The 24,643-nt window shown below is 42.6% G+C and carries 22 protein-coding genes; 10 read left to right on the top strand and 12 right to left on the bottom strand.

All coding sequences use genetic code 11. The annotated features are described in order from the left end of the window. Positions 1-60: 60 nt before the first annotated feature. The 5 genes from SNE26_RS24750 to rpmB form a co-directional block, all read right to left on the bottom strand. A complete protein-coding gene (locus SNE26_RS24750; RefSeq protein WP_321556535.1) occupies positions 61-435 on the bottom strand; it encodes a GxxExxY protein in 375 nt (124 codons plus the stop codon). 85 nt (positions 436-520) lie between these two features. Continuing rightward, a complete protein-coding gene (ftsY, locus tag SNE26_RS24745) occupies positions 521-1,486 on the bottom strand; it encodes a signal recognition particle-docking protein FtsY (protein WP_321556534.1) in 966 nt (321 codons plus the stop codon). A gap of 186 nt (positions 1,487-1,672) precedes the next feature. Then, positions 1,673-1,837: a DUF4295 domain-containing protein gene (locus SNE26_RS24740; protein ID WP_090532298.1), complete on the bottom strand. Its 165-nt coding sequence runs from the start codon at positions 1,835-1,837 to the stop codon at positions 1,673-1,675. Between the two features lie 91 nt (positions 1,838-1,928). Further along, positions 1,929-2,111 (bottom strand): 50S ribosomal protein L33, encoded by a 183-nt coding sequence (gene rpmG, locus SNE26_RS24735; RefSeq protein WP_022830075.1) that lies wholly within the window; start codon positions 2,109-2,111, stop codon positions 1,929-1,931. Positions 2,112-2,194: 83 nt separating this feature from the next. Further along, on the bottom strand, positions 2,195-2,428 hold the full coding sequence (rpmB, locus tag SNE26_RS24730) for a 50S ribosomal protein L28 (protein ID WP_022830076.1): 234 nt from the start codon (positions 2,426-2,428) through the stop codon (positions 2,195-2,197). Positions 2,429-3,104: 676 nt separating this feature from the next. Here rpmB and acs point away from each other — a divergent pair. After that, the gene (acs, locus tag SNE26_RS24725) at positions 3,105-5,006 is read left to right on the top strand and encodes an acetate--CoA ligase (protein WP_321556533.1); all 1,902 of its coding nucleotides are present in this window, start codon (positions 3,105-3,107) and stop codon (positions 5,004-5,006) included. A 4-nt stretch (positions 5,007-5,010) separates the two neighbouring features. Here acs and SNE26_RS24720 read toward each other — a convergent pair whose 3' ends face one another. Genes SNE26_RS24720 through SNE26_RS24710 form a run of 3 tightly spaced genes read right to left on the bottom strand, consistent with a single transcriptional unit; the run spans position 5,011 to position 8,047 of the window. Continuing rightward, a complete protein-coding gene (locus SNE26_RS24720; protein ID WP_321556532.1) occupies positions 5,011-6,315 on the bottom strand; it encodes an amino acid permease in 1,305 nt (434 codons plus the stop codon). 12 nt (positions 6,316-6,327) lie between these two features. Then, entirely contained in the window at positions 6,328-6,984 is a 657-nt protein-coding gene (locus SNE26_RS24715) for a DUF4276 family protein (RefSeq protein ID WP_321556531.1), read from the bottom strand. A 7-nt stretch (positions 6,985-6,991) separates the two neighbouring features. Continuing rightward, positions 6,992-8,047: an AAA family ATPase gene (locus tag SNE26_RS24710; protein WP_321556530.1), complete on the bottom strand. Its 1,056-nt coding sequence runs from the start codon at positions 8,045-8,047 to the stop codon at positions 6,992-6,994. 212 nt (positions 8,048-8,259) lie between these two features. Between SNE26_RS24710 and SNE26_RS24705 the strand changes: the two genes are divergently transcribed. The 3 genes from SNE26_RS24705 (at position 8,260) to SNE26_RS24695 (ending at position 13,226) form a co-directional block, all read left to right on the top strand. After that, a complete protein-coding gene (locus SNE26_RS24705) occupies positions 8,260-10,005 on the top strand; it encodes a c-type cytochrome (RefSeq protein ID WP_321556529.1) in 1,746 nt (581 codons plus the stop codon). A 99-nt stretch (positions 10,006-10,104) separates the two neighbouring features. Continuing rightward, positions 10,105-11,703 carry a S8 family peptidase gene (locus SNE26_RS24700; RefSeq protein WP_321556528.1) on the top strand — a complete coding sequence of 533 codons (1,599 nt, stop codon included), beginning with the start codon at positions 10,105-10,107 and terminating at the stop codon, positions 11,701-11,703. Positions 11,704-11,717: 14 nt separating this feature from the next. After that, entirely contained in the window at positions 11,718-13,226 is a 1,509-nt protein-coding gene (locus SNE26_RS24695; protein WP_321556527.1) for a carboxylesterase family protein, read from the top strand. 129 nt (positions 13,227-13,355) lie between these two features. Here SNE26_RS24695 and SNE26_RS24690 read toward each other — a convergent pair whose 3' ends face one another. Continuing rightward, positions 13,356-13,586, bottom strand: a complete 231-nt coding sequence (locus SNE26_RS24690) for a hypothetical protein (RefSeq protein ID WP_321556526.1) — start codon at positions 13,584-13,586, stop codon at positions 13,356-13,358. Between the two features lie 55 nt (positions 13,587-13,641). Continuing rightward, positions 13,642-14,577, bottom strand: a complete 936-nt coding sequence (locus SNE26_RS24685; protein ID WP_321556525.1) for a DUF6268 family outer membrane beta-barrel protein — start codon at positions 14,575-14,577, stop codon at positions 13,642-13,644. 249 nt (positions 14,578-14,826) lie between these two features. Between SNE26_RS24685 and SNE26_RS24680 the strand changes: the two genes are divergently transcribed. Genes SNE26_RS24680 through SNE26_RS24670 form a run of 3 tightly spaced genes read left to right on the top strand, consistent with a single transcriptional unit; the run spans position 14,827 to position 18,534 of the window. Further along, a complete protein-coding gene (locus tag SNE26_RS24680; protein WP_321556524.1) occupies positions 14,827-16,584 on the top strand; it encodes an FAD-binding protein in 1,758 nt (585 codons plus the stop codon). Beyond that, positions 16,577-17,440 (top strand): methyltransferase domain-containing protein, encoded by an 864-nt coding sequence (locus tag SNE26_RS24675; protein WP_321556523.1) that lies wholly within the window; start codon positions 16,577-16,579, stop codon positions 17,438-17,440. The genes SNE26_RS24680 and SNE26_RS24675 overlap by 8 nt, the downstream gene beginning before the upstream one ends. Continuing rightward, the gene (locus SNE26_RS24670) at positions 17,437-18,534 is read left to right on the top strand and encodes a hypothetical protein (protein WP_321556522.1); all 1,098 of its coding nucleotides are present in this window, start codon (positions 17,437-17,439) and stop codon (positions 18,532-18,534) included. The genes SNE26_RS24675 and SNE26_RS24670 overlap by 4 nt, the downstream gene beginning before the upstream one ends. Positions 18,535-18,652: 118 nt before the next feature. On the opposite strand, the gene SNE26_RS29585 is transcribed toward SNE26_RS24670, so the two are convergent. Both SNE26_RS29585 and SNE26_RS24665 read right to left on the bottom strand, forming a co-directional pair. Next, a complete protein-coding gene (locus tag SNE26_RS29585; RefSeq protein WP_373695586.1) occupies positions 18,653-18,841 on the bottom strand; it encodes a hypothetical protein in 189 nt (62 codons plus the stop codon). Between the two features lie 27 nt (positions 18,842-18,868). Continuing rightward, entirely contained in the window at positions 18,869-19,966 is a 1,098-nt protein-coding gene (locus SNE26_RS24665) for a Fic family protein (RefSeq protein ID WP_321556521.1), read from the bottom strand. 606 nt (positions 19,967-20,572) lie between these two features. Here SNE26_RS24665 and SNE26_RS24660 point away from each other — a divergent pair. The 3 genes from SNE26_RS24660 (at position 20,573) to SNE26_RS24650 (ending at position 24,637) form a co-directional block, all read left to right on the top strand. Further along, entirely contained in the window at positions 20,573-21,829 is a 1,257-nt protein-coding gene (locus tag SNE26_RS24660) for a tyrosine-type recombinase/integrase (protein ID WP_321556520.1), read from the top strand. 492 nt (positions 21,830-22,321) lie between these two features. Further along, the gene (locus SNE26_RS24655) at positions 22,322-23,131 is read left to right on the top strand and encodes a hypothetical protein (protein WP_321556519.1); all 810 of its coding nucleotides are present in this window, start codon (positions 22,322-22,324) and stop codon (positions 23,129-23,131) included. Between the two features lie 54 nt (positions 23,132-23,185). After that, on the top strand, positions 23,186-24,637 hold the full coding sequence (locus SNE26_RS24650; protein WP_321556518.1) for an alpha/beta fold hydrolase: 1,452 nt from the start codon (positions 23,186-23,188) through the stop codon (positions 24,635-24,637). Positions 24,638-24,643 lie beyond the last annotated feature (6 nt).

Raw genomic sequence — 24,643 nt, 5'->3', positions numbered from 1 at the left:
TCTGGATTACACCGATTATTATATGATTACACCGATTTTTTCGAGTAATTTCATTGATTGCTAAATGGAGATCCTCTTTATTTCACAACTTGAATTGCCAAAGTTAATCAACAATCCGGTTTTAATTTTACTCGCTTTTAGATATGACAATACTTGGTTTGTAAATAGCACGGGCATAATTCCAGTAACTGATTTAAGTTCAACAATCACCATGTTTTCAACAAACAGATCACATCTAAACTTACCGACATATTGATCCTTAAAGAATACGTTAAATTCCCTTTCGGCTTCAAAAATTAAACCTTGTGAAGTGAGTTGATATTGCAATGCATTCGCGTAAATTTTTTCATTAAATCCGGGACCTAAAAACCGATGAACCTCATAACAACACCCAATTATCTTTTCAGTAAGCGGATCATTTTCAAACTTTCCCATCAAAAAATCAAAAAAGAATCAATCTACAATCAAAAAAAAATCGGTGTAATCATTCAATAATCGGTGTAATCCCAGAAATAAAATGCTATTGTTTAAACAATGAATCCACAAACGCCTGCCTGTCAAACAGCTGCAAGTGATCCATGCCTTCGCCTACACCTATATATTTTACCGGAATCCTGAACTGATCTGATATACCTATTACTACACCGCCTTTGGCTGTACCGTCAAGCTTGGTTAACGCCAGGGCATTTACATTGGTAGCCTCTGTAAACTGCTTGCATTGTTCAATGGCGTTTTGCCCGGTCGAGGCATCCAGTACCAGCAGTATCTCATGCGGGGCACCGGGGATCACCTTTTGCATTACGTTCTTGATCTTGGTAAGCTCGTTCATCAGGCCAACTTTATTATGCAAACGACCGGCAGTATCTATAATAGCTACATCATCGCCGTTGGCTACCGCCGAGCGAAGGGTATCATAAGCAACCGAAGCCGGGTCTGACCCCATGGCCTGGGCAACAACCTTTACGCCAACACGCTCTCCCCAAAGTTTAATCTGGTCGACTGCGGCTGCGCGGAAGGTATCGGCCGCACCTAAAACTACCTGGTTACCGGCCTGTTTTAGCTTGTGGGCCAGCTTGCCTATAGTAGTGGTTTTACCTACACCGTTAACGCCAACCACCATAATTACATATGGCTTATGGTCGCCATATTCAAAATTGCGGAAGTCGTTACTATTATTTTCGGCGAGGAGTTGCTGAATTTCATCTTTTAGCAGGGTGTTCAGCTCGTTGGTGCTTACATATTTATCACGGGCAACACGGGCCTGGATCCTGTCGATGATCTTAAGGGTGGTGCTTACGCCAACGTCTGATGTAACCAGGATCTCTTCCAGCTCATCCAACACATCATCATCAACGGTTGATTTACCGGCGATGGCTTTGGTGATCTTTGAAAAAAAGTTATCCTTGGTTTTTTCCAAACCGGTATCAAGCGCTTGCTGTTCCTGCTGCGTGTTTTCCTTTTTCTTAAAAAAATCAAATAATCCCATAGTGATCAGAATTTTCAGAATTATAGAATTTTCTGAATTTAAATATGTTTTCAGAAATATCAGATATTAATTCAAACAGCATTCTGTCAATTTATTAATTCTGTAAATTCTGATTCAGACAATCATTCAACAAAAAAAGCCCTCTCGTTAAAACAAGACGGCTTCAATATTTAAATCAAAGAGTGATTATATAGTTTTACCTGCAATTGCATCCTTAACTAAATCGTTAGGGACAATTTGCTCTTTGAATGAATAAGCACCGGTTTTAGGTGATTTATTCATGGTGATCACTTTTGAATATTCTTTGCCTTTACCTGCTACTTTCAGTGTTGCAACTACTTTCTTTGCCATGTTGTTTAATTATTGAATTAGTGAGTTAGTGAATTATTGAGTTGGCTATATCAATTTAAGACCTGACCTGCCAATCAACCCGGTCAACTAATTATTTAATCTCTTTGTGAACTGTTACTTTCCTCAAAACAGGGTTGAATTTTTTCAACTCTAATCTTTCAGTTGTATTTTTTTTGTTCTTAGTGGTGATATAGCGAGACATGCCTGGCATACCGCTTGTTTTGTGTTCGGTGCACTCTAAAATCACCTGAACCCTGTTGCCTTTTTTTGCCATTTTCTTTTTATGTTGTACGTGTCACCTCACGGCTTACGTAATTTTTTCAATTTTATTATACTGCTAAACTTGCAAGCCAACTACTAAATGTAGCCTTTTTTAACAAATTTATTGATGCAGGCGGTAATACCGTTTTTGCTGATAGTTTTTACAGCAGAAGTAGATACCTTTAAGGTAATCCATTTATCTTCTTCAGGAATATAAAACTTTTTAAGTTTCAAGTTAGGATGAAACCTGCGTTTTGTTTTAACGTTTGAGTTTGAAACGTTGTTACCTACGATAGATCCTTTTCCTGTTAGATCACAAATTCTTGACATGACAAATATTTTTAATTATCAACCCTTTATCCAAAAAGAGTTTGCAAATATCAGACTTTTAAATCAAATATTCAACAGTGATTTGAAAAATTTTCAAATTCTTTTTACTCAGTGGCATTAGAGTAAAAACAACGCTTAAAAACAGCAGCGTAAATTGGCTATAATACAATAGAAATTACCACACTAATTTTTTCGAATTAGATCGAATTACACGAATTTGAACAGAAGGGAATAATAATTCGCGTAATTCGACCTAATTGAGCTTATGTCGGGTGTTGTCACCATAGGCTTAAACAGTAATAACACAATTCAGACATCCCGCCAATCCGTTAATCCTAAAAATCATGGTTCAGAATCTGGGCGTTGCCAACGGGCCGGGCTTTCCGTTACAAGTCCTCGCCTTTCCTTCCCGCAAACTCTACACACGCTGTGGGCTTTTCACTGCAATCCCTAACGCGGCCCTCGCATCAACCCAATAATAATACCAAAATCTAAAGCCGTTATTCGCCCAATAATTACTTTTTAAAAAAATTTAAAAAGTAGCGATTTTAGTTTACACATCGCACATAAATTATTAAATTACGCCCACCATTTAAACCAGCATGAAACTGGTACGGGGCAACAAAAAACAAACAATTTAACCCCGGAACAGCTTCATCAACCAAACAACCAACCGATGAAAATTACATCATTTGAAGAGTACAAAAAAGTTTACCAGCAAAGTGTTGAGCAGCCCGAGCAATTTTGGGCCGGCATTGCCGATAATTTTTTATGGCAAAAAAAGTGGGACACCGTATTGGACTGGAACTTTAAGGAGCCTAAGATCAAATGGTTCCAGGGGGCAAAGCTCAATATTACCGAAAACTGCCTCGACCGCCATCTGGAAACCCTTGGCGATAAACCAGCCATCATCTGGGAACCAAACGATCCGGAAGAAGATCACCGGATATTAACATACCGCCAGCTGCATGATAAGGTTTGCCAGTTTGCCAACGTGCTCAAAAACAATGGTGCAAAAAAAGGTGATCGTGTTTGTATCTATATGCCAATGATCCCTGAGCTGGCTATCGCTGTTTTAGCCTGCGCCCGTATTGGTGCTATTCACTCGGTAGTGTTTGGTGGTTTTTCTGCACAATCCATTGCCGATAGGATTAATGATGCTGAATGTAATATCGTGATCACCTGCGATGGTGGTAAGCGTGGCAATAAAGAAGTGCCACTTAAAACTGTGATCGACGATGCATTGGTACAATGCCGTTCGGTGAAAAAAGTGATCGTACTTACCCGCAGCCGTACTCCGGTATCCATGATCAAAGGCCGTGATGTTTGGTGGGAAGATGAAATTAAAAAAGTTGAAACACAAGGTAACCCAAGCTGCCCTGCCGAAGTTATGGACGCCGAGGATATGCTGTTCATCCTGTACACCTCAGGCTCAACCGGTAAACCTAAAGGTGTGGTACATACCTGCGGTGGTTACATGGTTTATGCGGGCTATACTTTCGCCAATGTATTCCAATACAACCAGGGCGAGGTATATTTTTGTACTGCCGATATCGGCTGGATCACCGGGCACTCCTATATAGTATACGGCCCGCTTTCGCAGGGAGCCACTACTTTGATGTTTGAGGGTATTCCAACCTATCCTGATTGCGGCCGTTTTTGGGAGATTGTAGATAAATTTAAAGTAAACATATTATATACTGCGCCAACAGCTATCCGCTCACTGATGAGCTTCGGGTTGGACAACGTAAATAATAAAGACCTGAGCTCGCTTAAAAAATTAGGCTCTGTAGGCGAACCTATTAACGAGGAAGCATGGCATTGGTTTGATGACAACATCGGCAAAAACCGCTGCCCAATTGTTGACACCTGGTGGCAAACCGAAAATGGCGGTATCATGATTTCTCCTATCGCCGGCATTACCCCAACCAAACCGGGTTATGCTACTTTACCTTTACCGGGAGTACAACCTGTTTTGGTTGATGAAAACGGACAGGTGATTGAAGGTAACGGTGTAAGCGGCAATCTGTGTATCAAATTCCCTTGGCCGGGCATGCTGCGCACTACTTATGGTGATCATGAGCGCTGCCGCACCACTTACTTTGCTACTTACGAAAACATGTATTTCACCGGAGATGGCTGCCTGCGCGATCAGGATGGCTATTACCGCATTACCGGTCGCGTGGATGACGTGCTGAACGTATCCGGTCACCGCATCGGCACTGCCGAAGTGGAGAATGCCATCAATATGCACAGCAGCGTGGTTGAATCGGCAGTGGTTGGATATCCGCATGATATTAAAGGCCAGGGTGTTTATGCATACGTGGTTAGCCCTGATAAACATGGCGATGAAGAAATTACACGTAAGGATATCATCATGACGGTATCGCGTATCATTGGCCCGATAGCCAAGCCTGATAAGATCCAGTTTGTAACCGGCCTGCCAAAAACACGTTCGGGCAAGATCATGCGCCGCATTTTGCGCAAGATTGCTGAAGGCGATACCTCAAACCTTGGCGATACCAGTACGCTGCTCGATCCATCTGTAGTTGATGAGATTAAAGCTGGAGCATTATAAAAAACTAATTCGCATTCTTCCTGAATGCGGCCCAAACATAAAATGGGATGCCGGCCATAAGCAGTAGGAAACCATAATATACTGCCTCCTGTCCGGCTCCCGCAATAGCCCAAAGCGCATAAGCAAATGCCAGTATAGCCAATGCTATAGCTCCGGCCCAGCCTCCTGCCTTTGGGCTTTTTCGTACCCGGATAACCAGGTAAGCCGCCGCCGATAACAAATATGGGATTAAAACACTCAACAACGAAAGCAGCAGCAGGAACTTAAACTGTGCTACCAGGCCCTTGGTATAATTCATAGCCATAAACAGCGATACCATAATACTACTGATGATAATACCCATATAAGGCACACCCTTCTTATTAGTGCGGCTGAATATTGGCGGGAAAAGTTGATCTTTTGAAATGGCATAAGGCACTTGTCCCTGCAATAACGTCCACCCGTTCAGCGAACCGAAAGCGGCGATGGCAATACCTGCGCTAACCCAATAACGGGCGCTGCCGCCGTAGATGATCACCACGGTATCGGCATAAGGCGTAAGCGATTTTTGCAGTTGTGCTGCCGGGATAATGCCGATAACACTTACACTCCCCAATATATAGATAAAAGTGGTGATGAGTAGCCCAAGCATGGTTGCCCTGGCCACCGTTTTTTCGGGATTAGCTACACTGCCCGATGGTACAGTAGCGCTTTCAATGCCTATAAACGCAAACATGGTCATAGTAGCTGTTGCCTGCAGGGCGCTGACTATACCGGTACCGCTGGCGTTAAAGGGGCTGAAGTTTGCCGCCTTGATAAAAAATAAACCGCCGATAGCTACCAGCAGCAGTGGTAACACTTTTAAAATAGTGGTAACCAATTGTAGCTTGCCGCCGGTAACAACGCCCAGCGTATTTATATAAGCTAATAACCATATCGAGCACAAACCCGTACTCACCGCAATAACATTGCTGCTGCCTAATATTGGAAAAAAGGTGCTTAAGGCACTCACAAACGAGATAGTGATGGCCGCGTTGGCGCAGGCCACTGCAAGATAATATCCCCAGGCAACTAAAAAGCCAATGAAATCGCCCAGCCCGTCGCGGGTGTAGGCATATGGGCCGCCGGTGGCGTGAGGGAGAAGCTTGCTCAGGTTACTGAAAACCTTCGCCAAAAAAAATGAGCCTATCGCCGAAAATACCCAGCCCAGTAAACCAATGCTCCCGAATGATGCCATAGCCGCCGGCATCAGGAAAATGCCTGCACCTATCATATTGCCAATCACCAGCGAGGTGCTGGTCCACAGGCCTAATTTGTTTTTCTCGGACATTATTATCGGGGACTACAGATTTTCCAATGTTGTTATCCAGTTGTTAAACCGGGGGCTTTTATTCCTGATCTTTATCAAGCCAATGTTTTCGGCTAAAATTGAGCCATAAACAATTTTATTATAGCCCTTTATTAAACGATTTAACCTGTGCGATGGAGCGTTTTGAGGCGTGTCATTAATCAGTTCAGGATTAGGGTAATTAATGATGGTTTGTTCCAACTCTGTTTTGCCGATAAGCTCGTGTTGAGAAAAGTTGGCATTAAAGACTTCTATATCGTTAAATAATAATCCTTCAAATTCATGTAATTGCATGTAGGGTATAAAACGGTTGCTTATATCAACGTCGATTGCTGCGAACATGGAACTTTCAAGAAAAGTCATCTTAGCATTCTTGTCAATCATTTGTTTTGACATTCCCCATTCCGGAAAATTATGCTTGTCATGAATGCCGTAATAATCAACAAAGGTTGTTACGAAAGCTTCTTTATCCTGTAGTAAATGATTTTCTATTTGTTTCTTAAAAGCGGGCCATGGTACTATTCCACCACCTGATCTCTTAATCGTAGGAAGGTGCAGGTAAATTTCTTTTGAGTTGAAATGAGGCTGTAATACATCTTTGCAAAATTCCTGCTCGGTTTGGCCCTCACATATTATGATAATTCTTTTCATAATTGAATTATGGTTGCCCTCCCTCAAGGATATTTCTTTGCCATAGATCTCCTATTGAATAGTCTTCAAGCCAGGTTGCTAATTCTTCTTCATGTAACCTTTTAAATTCGGTTTGGCCGTTGATCTGGTCGACGGTAATAATATCCATCGCTTCAAAATGATTAATGAGATCTGACGACTGCGTTGCAACTATTACCTGGGTTCCTCTTGAGGCTGCACTTTTAATCATACCTGCCAATTTTGTGATAGCGAAAGGGTGTAAACCTAATTCAGGTTCATCGATGATTATACTTTTGCGTAATTTCGGTTGCATAAATAATGCAGTTAAAGCAATAAACCTGATTGTGCCATCAGATAAATCTGAAGCGCCATAGATAGTTGAACTATATTTATCCTGCCATTGTAATCGTATATGCCCTTCTTCATTTGCTTGTAAAAAGAAGTCGGAGAAATATGGTGCAACGCTTTGGATCATTTTAATGATACGATTGTAAATTATCATGTCATTTTGCTTTATGTGGTGCAAGAATGATGCAAGATTTCTGCCGTCTTCATAAAAAATATAAGAGCCATTTAATACGTTGCTCATTTGAGTAAATGGCGAATTCTTACCGGTTTCATGAAAGTGATATTTCTTGAAGCTATTTAAATCTTCTCTTATGTACTGTGCCCGATAACCGGTTGCTGTTTTTATTGAGGCTTCTGGTTTAAAGGAAGCAAAATCCCTGGCATCATCATTAAACCACAATAATTCTTTAGTGAAAATAAAAGTATCATCCTCACTCTGAACAGTAAATGAATAAGTATTTGTATGGTTTTTGAACGAAACCTCAGCGCTTATTTGAGATGTTATTTTACTTCCCTGATATAAGAATTTTTCGGCGCCACCATTCAACCCAATATATTCTCTAAGGCTTTGGTTGCTAACTCTATTTAAGAAGTCAAAAAATGAAATAAAGTTACTTTTGCCCGAACCGTTAGCGCCAATCAATATATTGATCGGTTTTAACTCAACTTTGGCTTCCTTGATGGATTTGTATCCCTTTATCTCAATATAGTCCATAAATACAAATTTATCATTTAAATGTTAATCGATATCAATTTACAAAACCTTATCTTTTTAATGTAGTGTTTCATTAATTCATAGTTCTATCACTCGGTTTCAGATAAAAAATAAGAACCCTACCTAAACATTTACCTGCTAAATTGCTTTTATAGCAGGACGTTGCTTTTTAAGCAATGATCCCGCATTTAGATAATCTGTTCGCATCAATAATGAAAAACAAAACAATTGCGATTGGCATTTTGCTGATCCTGTGCGCACTGTCTGTAACCAGCTTTAAAGATATCGGGAAGAAAATCATGCCGCCGGCAAAAGATACCACCAACGGCGGCTTATTCCTGCCCGGCAAATTTAAAGCGGTAGTGGTGGTTGACAGCCTGGAAGGGCGTGCGCGGCATATAGCGGTGAACACTAACGGTGATGTTTACGTAAAGCTCCGCTTCCCTGATTCTATCGGAGGCAATGTTGCCTTGCGTGATACCAATGGCGACGGCCGGGCCGATATCATTAAAAAGTTTGCCAATTATGAAGATAAAGGCCCCTATGGTACAGGTATGCGGGTACATAAAGGTTACCTGTATTTTAGTTCGGAGACCAACGTTTATCGGACAAAATTAAATCCGCAAACATTGGTGCCCGATGCACCGCTCGAATTGATTTTGCATGATGCTACTGCCCCGCACGAGCACGATGCTAAGCCGCTGGCCTTTGACAATGCCGGACATATGTATGTAGCCTTCGGCGCACCCTCAAACGCCTGCCAGGAGCAAAACAGGGTTCCAGGCTCAAAGGGAATCAAGGGCTGCCCGTTATTAAAGCAATACGGAGGCATCTGGCAGTTTGATGAGGCTAAACCTAACCAGGTACAGGCTGATGGGATCCGTTATGCTACCGGCATGCGCAGTATAGTGGCTATGGATTGGAACACTGCCGACAATTGCCTGTACGTTGTTGCTCACGGCCGGGATGACCTGCGTTTACAGTTTCCTAAAATATTCAGCGCCTGGCAAAGCGCCGTACTGCCCGCCGAAGAGTTTATTAAAGTAAAAAAAGGCACGGATGTAGGCTGGCCTTACTATTATTATGATCCTATTAAAAAGAAAAAACTCCTGAACCCCGAATACGGCGGCAATGGTGTAAAAGCCGGCAATGGTGCCCGGTATGCTCAACCTATCATGGCTTTCCCGGCGCACTGGGCACCTAATGATCTGTTTTTTTATACCGGCGATCAGTTCCCGGCAAGATATAAAAACGGCGCCTTCATCGCCTTTCACGGTTCAACCAACAGGTCCCCTTACCCGCAGGCCGGTTTTTTTGTATGTTTCGTGCCTTTTAAAAACGGCAAACCTTTTGGGCAATGGGAAATTTTTGCCGATGGATTTACCGGAAAAAACACCGTAGTGAGTGTAAGTGATGCTGTTTACCGGCCAATGGGGCTGGCCATGGGGCCTGATGGTTCGTTATACATCAGCGAAACGGAAGAAGGGAAGATCTGGAAGATTTCCTACACAGGCAATAAAGCAGGGTTCGGCAAAACCGAGCTTGCCAAAATGGAGCTTCGTAAAAAACTGCCGGCTTTCAGGTTGCCCGATGTTTTAAAAAACGACCTGCAAACCGGGATGCTTAAAGGCGGCGCTAAAATTTACAATACCTATTGTGCCAACTGTCATCAAAAAAATGGCCGTGGCGATGGTAATATGATCCCGCCGCTCAGCGGATCGGAATGGGTAACCGGCGGTAAGTTTATGGAAAAAGACCTGGCCATAAGGGTATTACTTAACGGCCTCGATGGCCCCATCAAGGTGAAAAACAGGCCTTACAACAGCGCCATGCCCAAGCATAATTTTTTAAGTGATGCAGATATCGCGGCGGTGCTTACCTATATCCGCAATAATTTTGGCAACAACAGCAGCCTGGTTACAGCGGCGGAAGTTAAAAAGGTAAGGGCAGAGAAATAACATCTCCAGGAAAAATCACCAAACCCGCATATTTTTTTTACAATTAAAAACCTACTTTAGAGTTTTTGTACTTATATATAACTATTACTGAAAGTATTAATGATAAACAATTTTCCGCTTAAAAAGCTTGTGCTGGTAGCCGGGCTTTGCTTACCTGTGTTCACTTATGCGCAGGAAGCTCCAAAAACTAAACCTAACTGGCAAAACCTTGATCTTAAAACCGATTCTGTATTTGGGATCAGTACCGAAAAAGCATACAACGAACTGTTAAAAGGTAAAAAACACGTTACCGTGCTGGTAGCCGTAATTGATGGGGGTATTGATGTTGACCATGAGGACCTTAAAAATGTGATCTGGAACAACCCGAAAGAAACTGCCGGGAATAAAAAGGATGATGACAAAAACGGCTATGCCGATGACATGCATGGCTGGGATTTTATAGGCTCGGCCAAAGGAGATGTACATTATGATAACCTGGAGCTTACCCGGCTGGTACGTATCAACAACACCCGCTTTGCCAATGTTGACAGTACCAAACTTACGGGGAAAGACCTTGCTGATTTTAAAGCATACAGCGCCATGAAAGCCGATATGGATAAGCAGGTTGCCAAAGCACAGCAAACATATACTGTTATCAATAAATTTAACACCCTGCTTGATGGGGTGCTGGCGAAGTTGGGCAACCAAAACCCAAGCCTTGATGATATTAAAAAGTTTGAGCCTAAAGACAATGGCGAAGCTTATGTTAAACGTGTACTGGAAAGCGCCCTGCCTTCGTTTAAAAATGTAGCCGAGTTCAGGGAGAAAGAGGTAAACGGCGGCTTAACCCACTTCAAAGAACAATTGGATTATCACCTCAACCTTAATTTCAATTCGAGGGATACCGTAGGTGATAACTACAATAACGCTAATGAACGTTTTTACGGCAATAATGACGTAACCGGCCCGGATGCCGATCATGGCACCCACGTTGCCGGGATCATAGGAGCGGTAAGGGACAACAACCTCGGTATTATGGGTGTGGCCAATGATGTAGCCATCATGTCGGTACGTACAGTGCCTACCGGCGATGAACGCGATAAGGATGTAGCAAATGCTATTCGTTATGCTGCAGCTAACGGCGCTAAGGTGATCAACATGAGCTTCGGCAAAAGTTATTCATACAATAAAAAAGCCGTTGATGAAGCTGTGAAATTTGCTTTAAGCAAGGATGTGTTGCTGGTACATGCCGCCGGTAATGACAACAATAACACCGAAGTTGAACTGAACGTCCCTAACCGTACTTATGACGATAAGAGCGGCGTAGCCGGTGCCTGGATAGAAGTTGGCGCGTCGGGCCCTAAAGACGATGAAACGCTGAAAGCATCTTTCTCCAATTATGGCAAAACCAGTGTTGATGTGTTTGCACCGGGCGTAGCCATCAATTCAACCACACCAAAATCAACTTACGGCGAGCACGATGGCACCAGTATGGCGGCACCGGTTGTAACCGGCCTGGCAGCGCTCATCCGTTCATATTATCCAAAATTAACGGCTGTACAGGTTAAGGAGATCATCATGAAATCGGTAGTGAAAATATCGCATAATGTAGAGATTAAAGATGGCGAGACTAAAAAAGAAGTTCCGTTTACCGATCTTTGTGTAACCGGCGGCGTTGTTAATGCTTATAACGCGCTTCAGCTGGCTGCCACTTATTAAAGATCGACCATTTTATGAAAAATATCATCCGCCGGATACCGGTATGCACTTTTCTGTTAGGTATTGTTTTCAGCTTTAACTCAAACGCTCAAACAATTGTAACCAAAGTATCAGGCGGATGGATAAAAGGTATTGAAGAAGGGCCAACCCTGGTATTTAAAGGCATTCCGTATGCCAAACCACCAGTTGGCCCTCTGCGTTTTATGCCTCCTCAGCCAACCGCCTCATGGAAGGATACGCTTGCATGCGAAAAATTTGGAAGCCCGGCATCACAGGGCGGCGGCCAGGCCGGACTAAAAGGCAGCGAAGATTGTTTGACATTGAATGTATATACACCTACAACAGCAAGGGATGCCAAACTTCCGGTGCTGGTATGGGTCCACGGAGGCTCACTTACAGGCGGCTCGGGTATGGGAATGAACGGACATGCATTTGCCGATGACGACAGCGTGGTTACTGTTACCATCAATTACCGTCTTGGTGTTTTCGGCTTCATGTATTTGGGTGATGTGAGCAAAACCTACCAATCGTCAGGAAATAATGGCCTGCTCGATCTGATCATGGCGCTAAAATGGATCAGGCAAAATATCGCGGCTATGGGCGGCGATGCTTCCAATGTCACTGTAATGGGCGAATCAGCAGGGGCCAAACTTACCAGCGCCTTACTGGCTACCCCTCAGGCTAAAGGCTATTTCAACCAGCAGATTTTAGAAAGCGGTGCTGTGCAATGCATCCGGGATTCTGTTACCGCTAAAGGCATCAGGCAGCGGCTAATGACCGAGCTGGGTGTTAGCAAACCTGCCGACCTCCTCAAAATCTCCGCCGAAAAACTTATAGCAGCACAGGCAAACATCAGCAATGGGGCACAGGGTACCAACTATTTTGGCCCGGTGATAGACGGCTCAGTTATTTTAGAGGATCCGTATCAATACATTCGTAAAAACAGAAATGACAAATTACGTTTCCTGATCGGTACCAATAAGTTTGAAAGTAAAATGTTCATGGGTTTTGATAAACGTCTCAATCACCCCGATAGCGCGGTGCTGTACGGATGGTTTGGTGATAATTACCGTTATATTTTATCAAACTTTGAAACTGAGGCTAAAAATGGCAATGCAGATAGCGCCGCCTTAAAAGTACTCACCCAATACATGTACCAGATGCACAGCTACCGGCTGGCCAACACTTTAGCGCAGGCAGGCAGCCACGTTTGGATGTACCGCTTTGATTACAAGCGCGATGGTACCGGCGCTACCCATGCCGATGAATTAGGCTATGTTTGGTTTCTACCCAAACAAAACAATTTTAATGATACGGAACTAAAACTGGCTAACCAAATACACCAAACCTGGGTAAACTTTATAAAAGGTAAAGCCCCGGGCCCGGTTAATGATAAGCCATGGCCGTATTTTGTAGCCGGCGAGAACAATATCATGGTTTTTGATACCGTTTCGGGGCCGGCGCAGCTTAGCGGTATTTATAACGATAAGACCCACCCTTCTTCCTCCTTGGTACTGAAATAATTGCCTTAACTGTTCATGGCTTATTTAAGCCGGCGTAAGTGGGTGGAAAAGAAAAAGGTGCAGGTTATGCTAAATCTGCACCTTTGACAAACTAATAGGAATACAAGCGTTATAATCCGGGCTGTATGTTTATACGAGCAACTGGCACTTATAGCCATGATCGTCAAGGATGCCCATAACCAATTGCGTTGAAATATCCGGGCCCTCTATCCTCAATACTTTATCACAATCTTCCAGGTCAAAATTTACACTGCTGTTTGTGATGTGTTTTTGAAGCAGGCCCACCAATTTTGCTGCCTGCGCCGGATCCTCAACATTTGTTTTAAAAACCTCGACCATTGAATTAATAGTTGTTTCCATTGCTGCGGTTGATTAATGTTATACATTGAGAAGGAATACTTGCACCGGCTTCGGGCTAAAACCGGTAGCTGATCCCCGATTCGACGGTAAAGCCGGTCTTTTTTAATTCGGTCAGTGGAACACGTTTGTTCAGGTCATTAAATGGTGCCCAGTTAACTTTTTGATCTTTATTATAAAGGTCAAGCTTCTGTACAAAATTGTAACCGCCACTTATTTGTACCGAAAAGTTTTTTGCCAGCTGATAATTGTAAAAGAGTGTGTTTTTATACTGCTGAACCTGTAAATAATTGGATCCCGTTTTCTTCGATAGGCGATATGATCCTCCGCCAATACCAAAATCGCTGCTGAAGCCGATGATACTTTTATCGTTGAGCTGGTACTTTAATTTTTCGGAAACGGGCAGCGTGCCGCTAAAGCTTAGTTTTTCGCTGATCTGCCACTCTATCCCAATAACCGGGAGCAGAATCGTACCAAAAAACTGCCGTGAATAACCCGCACCAATAGCGTAGGAAAAGTTTTTCGACTTGCGGATCTTGAGCATGGCAAAGCCTGAGTATAACATGTCTTCGCCCGAAACATCTTTCAGGTCGGATGATAAAGTGGGGATTGCTGATACCAGCAGCGCATACTTTGCAGAAAACGATTTTTGAAAAGTGATGGGCACCGAAATAGAATAAAAATCATTACCGCCAAACGTTTTCCCCATACCGGATAAGGTAAGCCCGCTGTAACTAACGCCGGCAAGCAAAAAATCAAGCTTTCCGTCACTGAAATTATTTATAAGCGGCACGTTAAGCGAAGCATTCACTTGCCTGATGCTCATTTTTTTATTTTTAACGGTAAACGGCGAGTAGGAGTAACCGGCATCGAATGATCCGATTTTGGGCTTAAATACAGAATCAGTATTGGTTGCCATTTTTTGCTGGGCGCCTGCAGTAAATTTAAACGAAATCAAAAAGATGACAAGATAGATCAGGGATGTTGCTTTCATAGCATTTGTGTTGTTAAGACGATTATTAAAATTTGTCTCTTAAACACGCCTGAAGCATTTTACCCTCATTGCTGTTGATGATATTTTTTTAAAAAAGTGGATTGGGGTGATCTGTAAGACAATAAGCTTCCGCAATTAAATGCTGATAGCTGATATATAATTTACCTCTGGGTATCATGTTACATTTATATAAGCGGCTATAATTATAATTGAAAGTAATGATATATTAGCGCATTGCCAAGACCATCCATGCGCCTGAAACAAAAACTACCTGTAACCTATCTGCTATTCACTTTTAACGGCCGCTTATCGAAAGGAGTTTTTTGGCTGGCTTCGCTGTTTTACTGGTGTACTTTTTATGTGCTCTATAATTTGTTATTATTTGCCATAGGTGAGGGTGCTACGTTTATACTTTATCCTTTATTATTCTGGATCATTATGGCTACTTCCATTAAGCGCCTGCATGATCAGGGCTATTCAGGCTATTGGCTGTTTGCTGTTTTAATACCCGTGCTTGGGCCGTTATGGTTATTCTGGCGATTAGGTTTCAAGAAAGGGAATTATACGACGAATCAATATGGCCCGGTACCGGGAGCGGCGCCAGATTATTTAAAAAATGACGAAGGTAAAGAGATTCCCCACCTTAAAACAGATGAGCGTATTATTGACGACGTAACCCGGCTGAATCCCGTATTGGTTAGTAAAATTGAGCGTCCAGCTTCGGTCGGGGAAACCTGCGAAATAGTAAAAAACGCTGCAGGAGCTATCTCTGTAGGCGGCGGTCGTTTTAGCATGGGTGGGCAAACAGCAAGCCCGCATAGTTTGCATATTGATATGCGCGGAATGAATAAGGTACTGGAGTTCTCGGCAACAGAGAAGCTCATTAAAGTGCAAACGGGTATCCGCTGGTGCGATATTCAGCAATATATTGATGAATATGATCTGAGCATCAAAATTATGCAAACCTATGCCAACTTTACAGTAGGTGGCGCATTGAGTGTTAATGCACATGGGCGATATATGGGTATGGGACCGGTTGTTTTATCAGTACGTTCAATTGATGTTGTATTAGCCGATGGCTCGTTAGTGCATGCTACCCATACAGAAAACCCGGAAATATTCTTTGGCGCCGTTGGCGGATATAATGGCATTGGCATTATCGTTCAGGCTGAGCTCGAGTTAGCCGATAATCTGGCCATTAAGCGAATTGATAAAAAAATGAAAGTTGAAGAATATAAGGATTACTTCTTCAAAACCATACGCGATAATCCACAGGTAGTTTTCCATAACGGGGATATTTACCCACCAAAATATACGCGTTTACGAGCTGTAAGCTGGATAGAAACCACCGAAAAACCGACAGTTAAAACCCGCCTGATGCCGTTAAAAGAATCTTATCCACTGGAGCGGTATTTCCTATGGGCTTTTACAGAAAGGCCGCTGGGTAAGCCGTACCGGGAGTTTGTGATTGACCCTTTATTGTTTAGGGGGGAAAAGATCCACTGGCGCAACTACGAAGCTGGTTATGATGTTGCCGAACTGGAGCCTAAATCACGCATCAATAGCACTTATGTATTGTTGGAATACTTTGTACCGGTTGATCGTTTTGAGGAGTTTGAACAGGCCATGGCCGAAATATTTATCCGGTTTAATGTAAATGTGTTAAATGTCTCTATCCGCCATGCCAAAGCCGATCCGGGAACCTACCTGGCCTGGGCACGGGAAGAGGTATTTGCTTTTGTAGTTTATTATAAGCAACGCACAGACCCAGCATCTAAACATGCTGTGGCTGTTTGGACACGTGAACTGGCGGATGCGGTTGCAGCTGTAAACGGTGCTTATTACTTACCTTACCAGGTACATCCAACCGCCGAACAGTTTCATAAAGCTTATCCCAACGCGCAAAAGTTATTCGACTTAAAAACCAAGCTTGATCCTGATTATAAATTTAAGAACATTTTTTGGGATACTTATTATAAACCGTTAAAACCACAAAGCAATGGCTAATACATCCGAATTTAAAGCCGTATTTAATGATACCAAATGGAGCGACGATTTTTACCGATTTTTGCAGGTGATATTCCATTTGTATCCCGAAGATAAATTCCATCACCTAATAAAAGAAGAAACCGCTGCACGCAAAACGGATGAGGAAATCTATAAATCGGTACAAAGCAAGCTGAAAAGCATCAAGCCGTTCTTATCGGAACTAACCTATGCCTTACCGGCACTTAAAAAACAAAAGAAAGAGATTACCCGGCAAACGCTGGAATTATTGGGCGGTATAAAACAGATCGACGGTTATGCCGAGATTGGTTCTACGGGCCGTTATATCAGTCAGCTGCGGAAAGAAACCAACGTTACCGGGCCGATATATTTGATAAATGACCTGGCTCCAACCAATTCACCGGGCGATATTATGGAACGCGGTCAGTTAGGTAAGCTGGGCGCTTTCGTGGATATTAATGGTTATGCCCCCATTAGCAGTTCAATTATCCCCGATGCCAGCCTGGAGGTGGTTACCTGCTATATTGGTTTACACCATTGCCCGATAGCTAAACTGGATGGGTTTGTAAAATCAATTAACCGCATCCTGCGGCCCGGCGGTTCATTTGTTATCCGCGATCATAATGTTAAAACGCCCGAGATGGCCACCTTTGTATCCCTGGTGCATACCGTGTTTAATGTTGGATTGAACGAGACCTGGGAGTTTGAAGCTAAAGACTTCAAGAACTTTAAACCGGCAGATGAATGGGCAGCAATTATAGAGCAGGCTGGTTTTAAAGATGCCGGTAAACGTATACTACAGGATAAAGATCCATCCGACAATACCTTAATGTTATTTACCAAAATACAACCATGAGAAGGCTGCGGTTACTAACATTAATTGCGCTGCTGCTGGCTATTATAACGTTTGCTGTTAAAAATAGTAAGCCTTCTACTATGCCAGCCGGGAAGGGATTGTTGGTTGATAAAGCCTGGCTGACAACCAATAGCCAAACGTTAACGCCACAGGCGGACATACGCCCGCCCGATCAAACTTTCCTGACTTACCCCGAATGGTTCCTGGTATTTAGTCCGGCTGAGCAGGCGGATTACTTTAAAACGCACACTTCAACCACATTTCCATACCTAAAGCATGTTGACCAAATGTGGGGTGGTTATGGCGTTGTGTATGATCAGATCAAAGGCAATTTCCCTTTCAATACAGGCTATCATGTGATGATATGGGTAATAGCCGGCAGTACAACAATTGAATACGGTATCAAATCATTTTACGAAACCATTGTCGGCCGGGTCACCGATACCAGCCCCAATGAAGAAATGACCGCCGAAGATAAGTTTAACGCCGGCTATGAACAGAGCTATGTGAAATTTATTGAGGCGCTGCCATGGTACGAGTATGATTTTAACCATCAGCTTAAAATGTTGTGGAGCAATACTTCCATTTCCGGTCCGCATTTACTGCGTAAACTGGAAAGGCGCTATTATCTAACCACCGAGCTATTGGTTAAAAGCAGCTATGGCTGGCTGATTGGTCTCGGCACCAAATCGGCTTATGAAACAGCCTCGTTGCAAACAACGGTGGTAATGGATAGGCTACCCGCAGGGCTGGATACCACCGGATTTTTTCATAATGTAAAAGTATTGCCAAACGGTACGGTGCTGGCTAATTTACCCCGTTACGCTGAATTTAATACAGCGGTTAATAAGCTGGCAAAAAACGGTGTTAGTTTTACTGAGATTGCCGGAAATAAAAGTGCTATTATGCTTACCATTTTAACCGATAAATCTTTAAATGTGATCGGGAATTATAAAGTATTATTTAGTCAGCCGATCTTTACCAAACCTGGTTTAAACAGGATTGCTTTAGTCACAACGGTGGGAAACCTATGCTCGCTGGTAAGCACACTAAAACTAAAACAGGTGACGATAGAGCATATTTATGACTATTAATTAATTGTTTAAAAGCCACAACTTATGAAATTTAACCTGCTAAACGCTCGATTAAATTGGACTATTGGGAACGGATCATGAAACTAAAGCTTGCAAAAGACACAGGATGTACCGCTAATTACTGAAAGGATGTTTCGCTAAAATTTTGAAAGGTCCCGCCTTTGATCTTATGCAGCCTATACCGGTGCGGGTCAAAATTGTACGCCGGCATATAACTGCCCTTTCCATTCTTTTCCCACCTTAGCGCAAATACATCTGCTCTACCTTTAAATAAGGATTTATATAAATTCAGTTGAGCATCGATCATAATTTATCGGTGTTACGATAAGTAGTATCAGGCAATGATACTGTAAGCCGTATTTCGACCACCACCTGTTTCTTTTTCTAATATCCCTTTCTCGATCAGATCCTGAATATCCCTTAATGCAGTGTCGGGGGAACTCTTTGTCATCTTAGCCCATTTAGTACTGGTTAGCTTTCCATAAAACTCATCCAATAAGGCAGTGACCATCTGCTGTTGGCGACTATTTAATATAGTTTCCCTATGCTTATCCCAAAACCGGGTTCTTTTCGCTACGGCAGATAATGTTTCCTCTGTATGGTCCATCGCATAATACAGACAATCTAAAAACCACTTCAGCCAGGGAGTAATATCCAGGCTACCCTTTTGCGTTGATTCAAGTATATGGTAATAAGCTGCTTTTTCCTTCATGATCTGAGCTGACATACTATAAAACCGTTGTGATGTCCCATCCGCACGTGCGAGCAGCATATCGGTAATAGCCCTGGCAATACGGCCATTGCCGTCGTCAAATGGATGTATGGTTACAAACCATAAATGCGCTATGGCAGCTTCCAACACGGCATCAGTATTAGACTCTGCGTTGAGCCAATTTAAAAAAATCTCCATTTCTCCAGATAGCCGCTCTGCTTCCGAAGCTTCAAAATGTATTTTTTCCTTGCCCATAGCTCCCGAAACAACCTGCATAGGTCCAGCCTCCGGGGTGCGCCAGGCCGCAACTGTAATCTTGTGCATACCACTTCTTCCGGTTGGGAATAACGCTGCATGCCAATCAAATAAGCGATCTGCTGTCAGGACATCGGTATATTTCTGAGTCGCATCCAGCATCATTTCTACTACTCCCTCCACGTTACGATCGGCAGACACAGCACCTGCTATTTCGATACCTAACCTTCGGGCTATAGAAGATCTCACCTGGTCACTATCCAATTTTTCCCCTTCTATCTCACTGGATTTAGTAACATCTAATGTCAGCGTATCTAATAATGCATTTTCCTTCAATTTAAAGCCAGCCGAACTCATCAAACCTAAAATATGCCCCTGCCGATGCCTTACTTCGCCTAAACGGATAAGTATAGCTTCAGTGTCCCATGTAAAAGATGGCCAACCCTTTAATTGATGTATATACATATCTTAGTGCTTATGCGGTAAATATATTTATTTTTCTCCGCAATTTTGCGGAATATAACTGGTTTGTTTTCCGCATAAGTAAAACATAAACACCTGCGCATAACAAAACTTTAATCGAAAAACTTAGGCTTAGCCGACAAAACACATGATCTGGTTTGAGACAAACTCTTACGCCGCTTAATTGAAACGTAAGATTGGATTGATCGCATTAGCACATAACCTTGCCAAAAGGGCTGCTTAAACCATTGTTTACCTATCTGAAAATTTGAGTATAATATCCAAAAGATCAAATCGAATATCTTTACTCTAAACATAAACAAAAAGAGGCTGCCCTTTTGAGACAGCCTCTTGATTATCAGTGGAGAATATCGGAGTCGAACCGATGACCTCTTGCATGCCATACGAAAATTAGCAAAAATAAAATAGTTGCACATAGCGTATAAATAGCTAATTATCAATAATTTAATTTAATTTATTTACTAAAATATTTGGCATTTAAACTTATCTTTCTCTACTTTTGCTTTATCAGAGCTTCATCACAACGGTTTGTAGACAGAGCTCTTGCATACATACTTGCATGCAAAAAAATACGATAAAAAAAATATAATGGACATCGTAGTAACACCTATAGTTTGGACTTATAGAACAATATTAGAAACAGACAAAAATTACACAATCGGAGAACATGAGGTTCGGATTAGAATGTGGCAAAATCGCACACCGAAATACATTTCCACCGGTTACAGTACTAATCTTGAAAACTGGGACAAGAAACACGGGATGCCTAAAAGCTCTCACCCTAAATATCTTGAGTTAGCCTCACGGATAAAAAAGATAATCGCCGATATTGATTATGAAATAAAAACTGCTGAAAAGGCCAACCGCCCAATTACTCACATAGAGATTAAGGCTAATCTTACAAACCATGTAAAGTTATCGGACGCTCCTGAAAAACCGAATAAGATTATGGCTTATGTCCAATCCATTATTGATTATTACGACTCGATGGATAACCCAGGATATTCAAACGTATTTTACAATCTTAAGCTGACTCTAAAAAAACTATTGAAGGACAAGGATAAATTGTTTCTTGCTTTTACTAAAGCGGATCATGAGGCTTACGAAAAGCAAATTTCAGGAACTTCGGAGTCTACAATGAGCCATTATTTACGCACCTATTACAGGGTTTGGAATTTGGCTCTTGCAGACGGCTTGTGCACAAAAGATCATCACCCCAAAAAGTATATCAAATTTAAAGCCTATAAGCGGATCAGAACAAAGAAGCGTTCTATTAAATCCGATTACTGGGAAAGGATCTTGAAACTTAAGCCCGCAAGAGAGACCAGAATATATCGGTCGCATCTGTTAATGCAGTTTATGTATTATGCCAGGGGCATGAATTTCAACGATATGCTTAAGCTTAAACGAGAGAATTTTGTCAATGATGGTATTGTGTATAAGCGTTCAAAAAATAAAAGGAATTACGATTTTGAGTTGCATCCTGGCGCTGTAAAAGTCATTAAGATATTTGAGACGTTTCCTGAACAATCAGATGCCGGCTATATATTCCCATTTATCATGCAAGAGCATAATACAGCGAAGAAAATAGACGTGCGCATAGACTCTGCACTTAAAGATTTTAATGAAGATTCAAAAGCTATGGCAGAGGCCGTTGGGTGGCATAAACAGTTTACATCAAACGCCCTACGACACGGATTTGCAAGCCATTTGAATGAAGCCAATGTTGACATCAAAATTATTCAGGAAGCAATGGGGCATGAAACCCAAGCGGATACGCGCATTTATCTGGCTGATCTTGAAGATAGTGTAATTACAAACGCAATTAATAATGCATTGAAATAAATTAACTAATCGATATAGGTACAACAAAAGGTCATAGGTTCGACTCCCGTCAAGGGATCGAGAAAACTTCTCTAACTCGTATAAATTCCGTGATCTGTCATTGATTCGAACTCCGGCCAGTTTATGATCAAATATGTCTACTAGGATTGGAAAGATCCAGTCAATTCAGAAACCGATTTGCATCTTGAAATTTATAAGATTTACTCATTACGCAAACTTTTGGCGGGCTTGGACATGCTGCCTTGATAGCAGTTTAGCCAACTGTCGCCAACGAAAAGGATTACGATAAAAGCTCAGGCCAATGAAATTACAACTTAAATTTTATGGATACAGTAAATTTCGATAACTATAAGTCGGTTGGCATGGTGGATATAGAATTTGAAAAACTAATATCAATTAAATTCCTAGCTTATTTTTCGGATGCTATAATTGATGTTGTTGTAACGATTGCGCGAAAACGGCGTCTTTATAGGAGAAAATTATCTTGGTGATATGATCGAAATTTTTCAAGATATTCGTAAAACGTACAATTTTGACCGACCTTCGGATGAGTTGGCGGACGTCGTTGAGTTCTATGGAGAGACTTGCAAGGAAAAAACCAGGCTGTATTTGGACGGGCGAAGTTATACGATCAGGATGTTCCCGAGTTGGACACCAACCTTTTACATTAATCTTGGCGAACCCTACCAAATGCTGGTCGGTACGCGCTCTCACGGAATTGCGCAGCAAAAAGATGTCCTGATCCTGCGCAATTCAATTGTTGAACGGTTCAATCACCCCGCAGATCATATTTACATCGTGAAATTCCATCCTGGTGGAATGGAAGGATTATTTCACATCCGGCAATCTCTGCTTGCCGACCAGGTGATCGATCTCAGCCAGGTATTGCCCTTTGAATTCCTGAACAACCTGAAATTAGCAGGTGATTTCCGTCAAAGGTGCGCTTTGATGGATAATTACCTTTTGGGCCTGGGCAGATCACACAAACAAAAGGACCATTACCTGAAGCTTGTTCGCAGTGCGATAGGCGAATACAATAGCGGCGCCATGCAACTTAGCGTATCTACAGTAGCCGAAAAAAGTTTCGTTACTTCAAAAACGATCAGCCGATATTTTAAACAGACGATCGGCGTCTCGCCGAAGGCCTACTTTTCCATGCTTCGTTCGCGCACCGCATTGGCCGGTTATGTGCAGGACAACACGCAGTTCAATCCCTACCAGTATGGCTATTTTGATCACAGCCATTTTTATAAAGATGTCTTTCGGTTTACCGGTCAAAAAATATCGGAACACCGTTTATGAAATTGTCCGTTTTTTACCTTTTTTTATTTTCACCTGGTACGGTACTTTGTATATATGAATAAGACCAGAACAACACTTCTTCTCCTGCTGTTTTTTATGCTGGCAGGGAACTATGTTAATTCCTTCGCGCAAAGCTATAAACCGGCCATTGAATGGAAAAAGTTCTTTCCCGCTGATCCGCGGCTGATTATCAAATCTGGATACCTAATTGTTCCCGAGAACCGGGAGAAACCACAGGGCAAAAAGATCAAAATGCCTTTCATATTCATCCGAAGACCTGGCCAGGATCCAAAAAAAAACATTTCCTTGTATAGCGTCGGCGGACCCGGTTATAGTACGATAGCCGGTATCGATAGCATCGGCTATGAATTTGGCTACCTAAAATTCGGTGGGACAATCATGTTCGACCAGCGTGGTACCAAAAATTCATTTCCGAGCTTGGTAAGTCCCGAGATTGACGACGCAATTCGGCAGAGTTACCGCAAGGGTTTGAACAAAGATAGCCTTGTCAATTTGGCGGCAAAAACTGCCCGCGGGCGCTTCACTAAGGCCGGCATTGATCTTTCCTGTTATAACACGTTGGAATGTGCCGAAGACATCAATGACCTGCGGCAGGCTTTAGGCCTCGACTCGTTAAACCTGATCGGTTTATCTTACAGCGGCGGGCTAATGCTGACGGTCGCCAGGAATCATCCTGAAGCCGTCAGGACATTGATCTTGAGATCCCCGCTGCCAGGTTTTGTCAATTACGAGGAGCACGCGCTCGTCAACTTTAATGAGGCATTGGAACAGGTGTTTGCCAACTGCCGGGCAGATTCTGCAAACCGGGCCTATTTAAACTTAAAAGAACGTTTCCATAAATACTTCTCAGACATCAGCGGCAAAAAGTTCACCATAAATTACTTAGAAAAAGGAAGCAGGGATAGTATCCCGGTTACTTATGATAAAAGCGACCTGCTGACGGTGATCGATGATATGCTTAGCGGCGGCGATGCGCGTGGTGCGCCAAAAGCGATGGTCGATATCATGGCCGGGAAGCATGCATCTTACATCCGTGAACTGCTGGATGGGTATTTTGCCGGCAATAGTGCTGTCGCCAGGGGCATGCGTTACTCCGTGTTTTGTTCAGAACAGGTTCAATTTGCTGATGGGCGCGTAAAACAACAGCAAAACCGCATATTACCTTGGTTGGCCGATTATCGTTATAATAATGTAAATCCTGCAATATGCAGTTGCTGGAAGGTCAAATCCGAACCGGTCAGCGTGAAGATCCCGGTCGCGTCTTCTGTTCCGGCAATTATTGTCGGCGGCGATTCAGACCCCGGCTGCAGTCTTTTCTATAACCGGCTGATCAAACGTACAATACCCAACAGCCAGCTCTTGATCCGACATAATGAAGGCCATGGCAGCGGCTTTAAGGTGGACGGCGTCGATTACCTTGAATTGTTTCTTGCGCATCCTTATCAAAAATTGGTATCGCGTTCGAAGGATCTCATCATTGAATAATGTCAG

The organism is Mucilaginibacter sp. cycad4, from assembly GCF_034263275.1.
Lineage (GTDB): Bacteria > Bacteroidota > Bacteroidia > Sphingobacteriales > Sphingobacteriaceae > Mucilaginibacter.
Note: the sequence above shows the minus strand (reverse complement) of the source record. Positions and strands in the feature narration are given on the sequence as shown.

What these genes read in the sequence shown, in the direction of transcription:
- SNE26_RS24650 (WP_321556518.1), top strand. Translation starts at nt 23,186, where the DNA reads ATGAATAAGACCAGAACAACACTTCTTCTCCTGCTGTTTTTTATGCTG.
- SNE26_RS24710 (WP_321556530.1), bottom strand. Translation starts at nt 8,047, where the DNA reads ATGGACTATATTGAGATAAAGGGATACAAATCCATCAAGGAAGCCAAA.
- SNE26_RS24680 (WP_321556524.1), top strand. Translation starts at nt 14,827, where the DNA reads ATGCGCCTGAAACAAAAACTACCTGTAACCTATCTGCTATTCACTTTT.
- SNE26_RS29585 (WP_373695586.1), bottom strand. Translation starts at nt 18,841, where the DNA reads ATGATCGATGCTCAACTGAATTTATATAAATCCTTATTTAAAGGTAGA.
- SNE26_RS24720 (WP_321556532.1), bottom strand. Translation starts at nt 6,315, where the DNA reads ATGTCCGAGAAAAACAAATTAGGCCTGTGGACCAGCACCTCGCTGGTG.
- SNE26_RS24675 (WP_321556523.1), top strand. Translation starts at nt 16,577, where the DNA reads ATGGCTAATACATCCGAATTTAAAGCCGTATTTAATGATACCAAATGG.
- ftsY (WP_321556534.1), bottom strand. Translation starts at nt 1,486, where the DNA reads ATGGGATTATTTGATTTTTTTAAGAAAAAGGAAAACACGCAGCAGGAA.
- SNE26_RS24685 (WP_321556525.1), bottom strand. Translation starts at nt 14,577, where the DNA reads ATGAAAGCAACATCCCTGATCTATCTTGTCATCTTTTTGATTTCGTTT.
- SNE26_RS24695 (WP_321556527.1), top strand. Translation starts at nt 11,718, where the DNA reads ATGAAAAATATCATCCGCCGGATACCGGTATGCACTTTTCTGTTAGGT.
- SNE26_RS24660 (WP_321556520.1), top strand. Translation starts at nt 20,573, where the DNA reads ATGGACATCGTAGTAACACCTATAGTTTGGACTTATAGAACAATATTA.
- SNE26_RS24715 (WP_321556531.1), bottom strand. Translation starts at nt 6,984, where the DNA reads ATGAAAAGAATTATCATAATATGTGAGGGCCAAACCGAGCAGGAATTT.
- SNE26_RS24655 (WP_321556519.1), top strand. Translation starts at nt 22,322, where the DNA reads ATGATCGAAATTTTTCAAGATATTCGTAAAACGTACAATTTTGACCGA.
- SNE26_RS24740 (WP_090532298.1), bottom strand. Translation starts at nt 1,837, where the DNA reads ATGGCAAAGAAAGTAGTTGCAACACTGAAAGTAGCAGGTAAAGGCAAA.
- acs (WP_321556533.1), top strand. Translation starts at nt 3,105, where the DNA reads ATGAAAATTACATCATTTGAAGAGTACAAAAAAGTTTACCAGCAAAGT.
- rpmB (WP_022830076.1), bottom strand. Translation starts at nt 2,428, where the DNA reads ATGTCAAGAATTTGTGATCTAACAGGAAAAGGATCTATCGTAGGTAAC.
- SNE26_RS24705 (WP_321556529.1), top strand. Translation starts at nt 8,260, where the DNA reads ATGAAAAACAAAACAATTGCGATTGGCATTTTGCTGATCCTGTGCGCA.
- SNE26_RS24700 (WP_321556528.1), top strand. Translation starts at nt 10,105, where the DNA reads ATGATAAACAATTTTCCGCTTAAAAAGCTTGTGCTGGTAGCCGGGCTT.
- SNE26_RS24665 (WP_321556521.1), bottom strand. Translation starts at nt 19,966, where the DNA reads ATGTATATACATCAATTAAAGGGTTGGCCATCTTTTACATGGGACACT.
- SNE26_RS24750 (WP_321556535.1), bottom strand. Translation starts at nt 435, where the DNA reads ATGGGAAAGTTTGAAAATGATCCGCTTACTGAAAAGATAATTGGGTGT.
- SNE26_RS24690 (WP_321556526.1), bottom strand. Translation starts at nt 13,586, where the DNA reads ATGGAAACAACTATTAATTCAATGGTCGAGGTTTTTAAAACAAATGTT.
- SNE26_RS24670 (WP_321556522.1), top strand. Translation starts at nt 17,437, where the DNA reads ATGAGAAGGCTGCGGTTACTAACATTAATTGCGCTGCTGCTGGCTATT.
- rpmG (WP_022830075.1), bottom strand. Translation starts at nt 2,111, where the DNA reads ATGGCAAAAAAAGGCAACAGGGTTCAGGTGATTTTAGAGTGCACCGAA.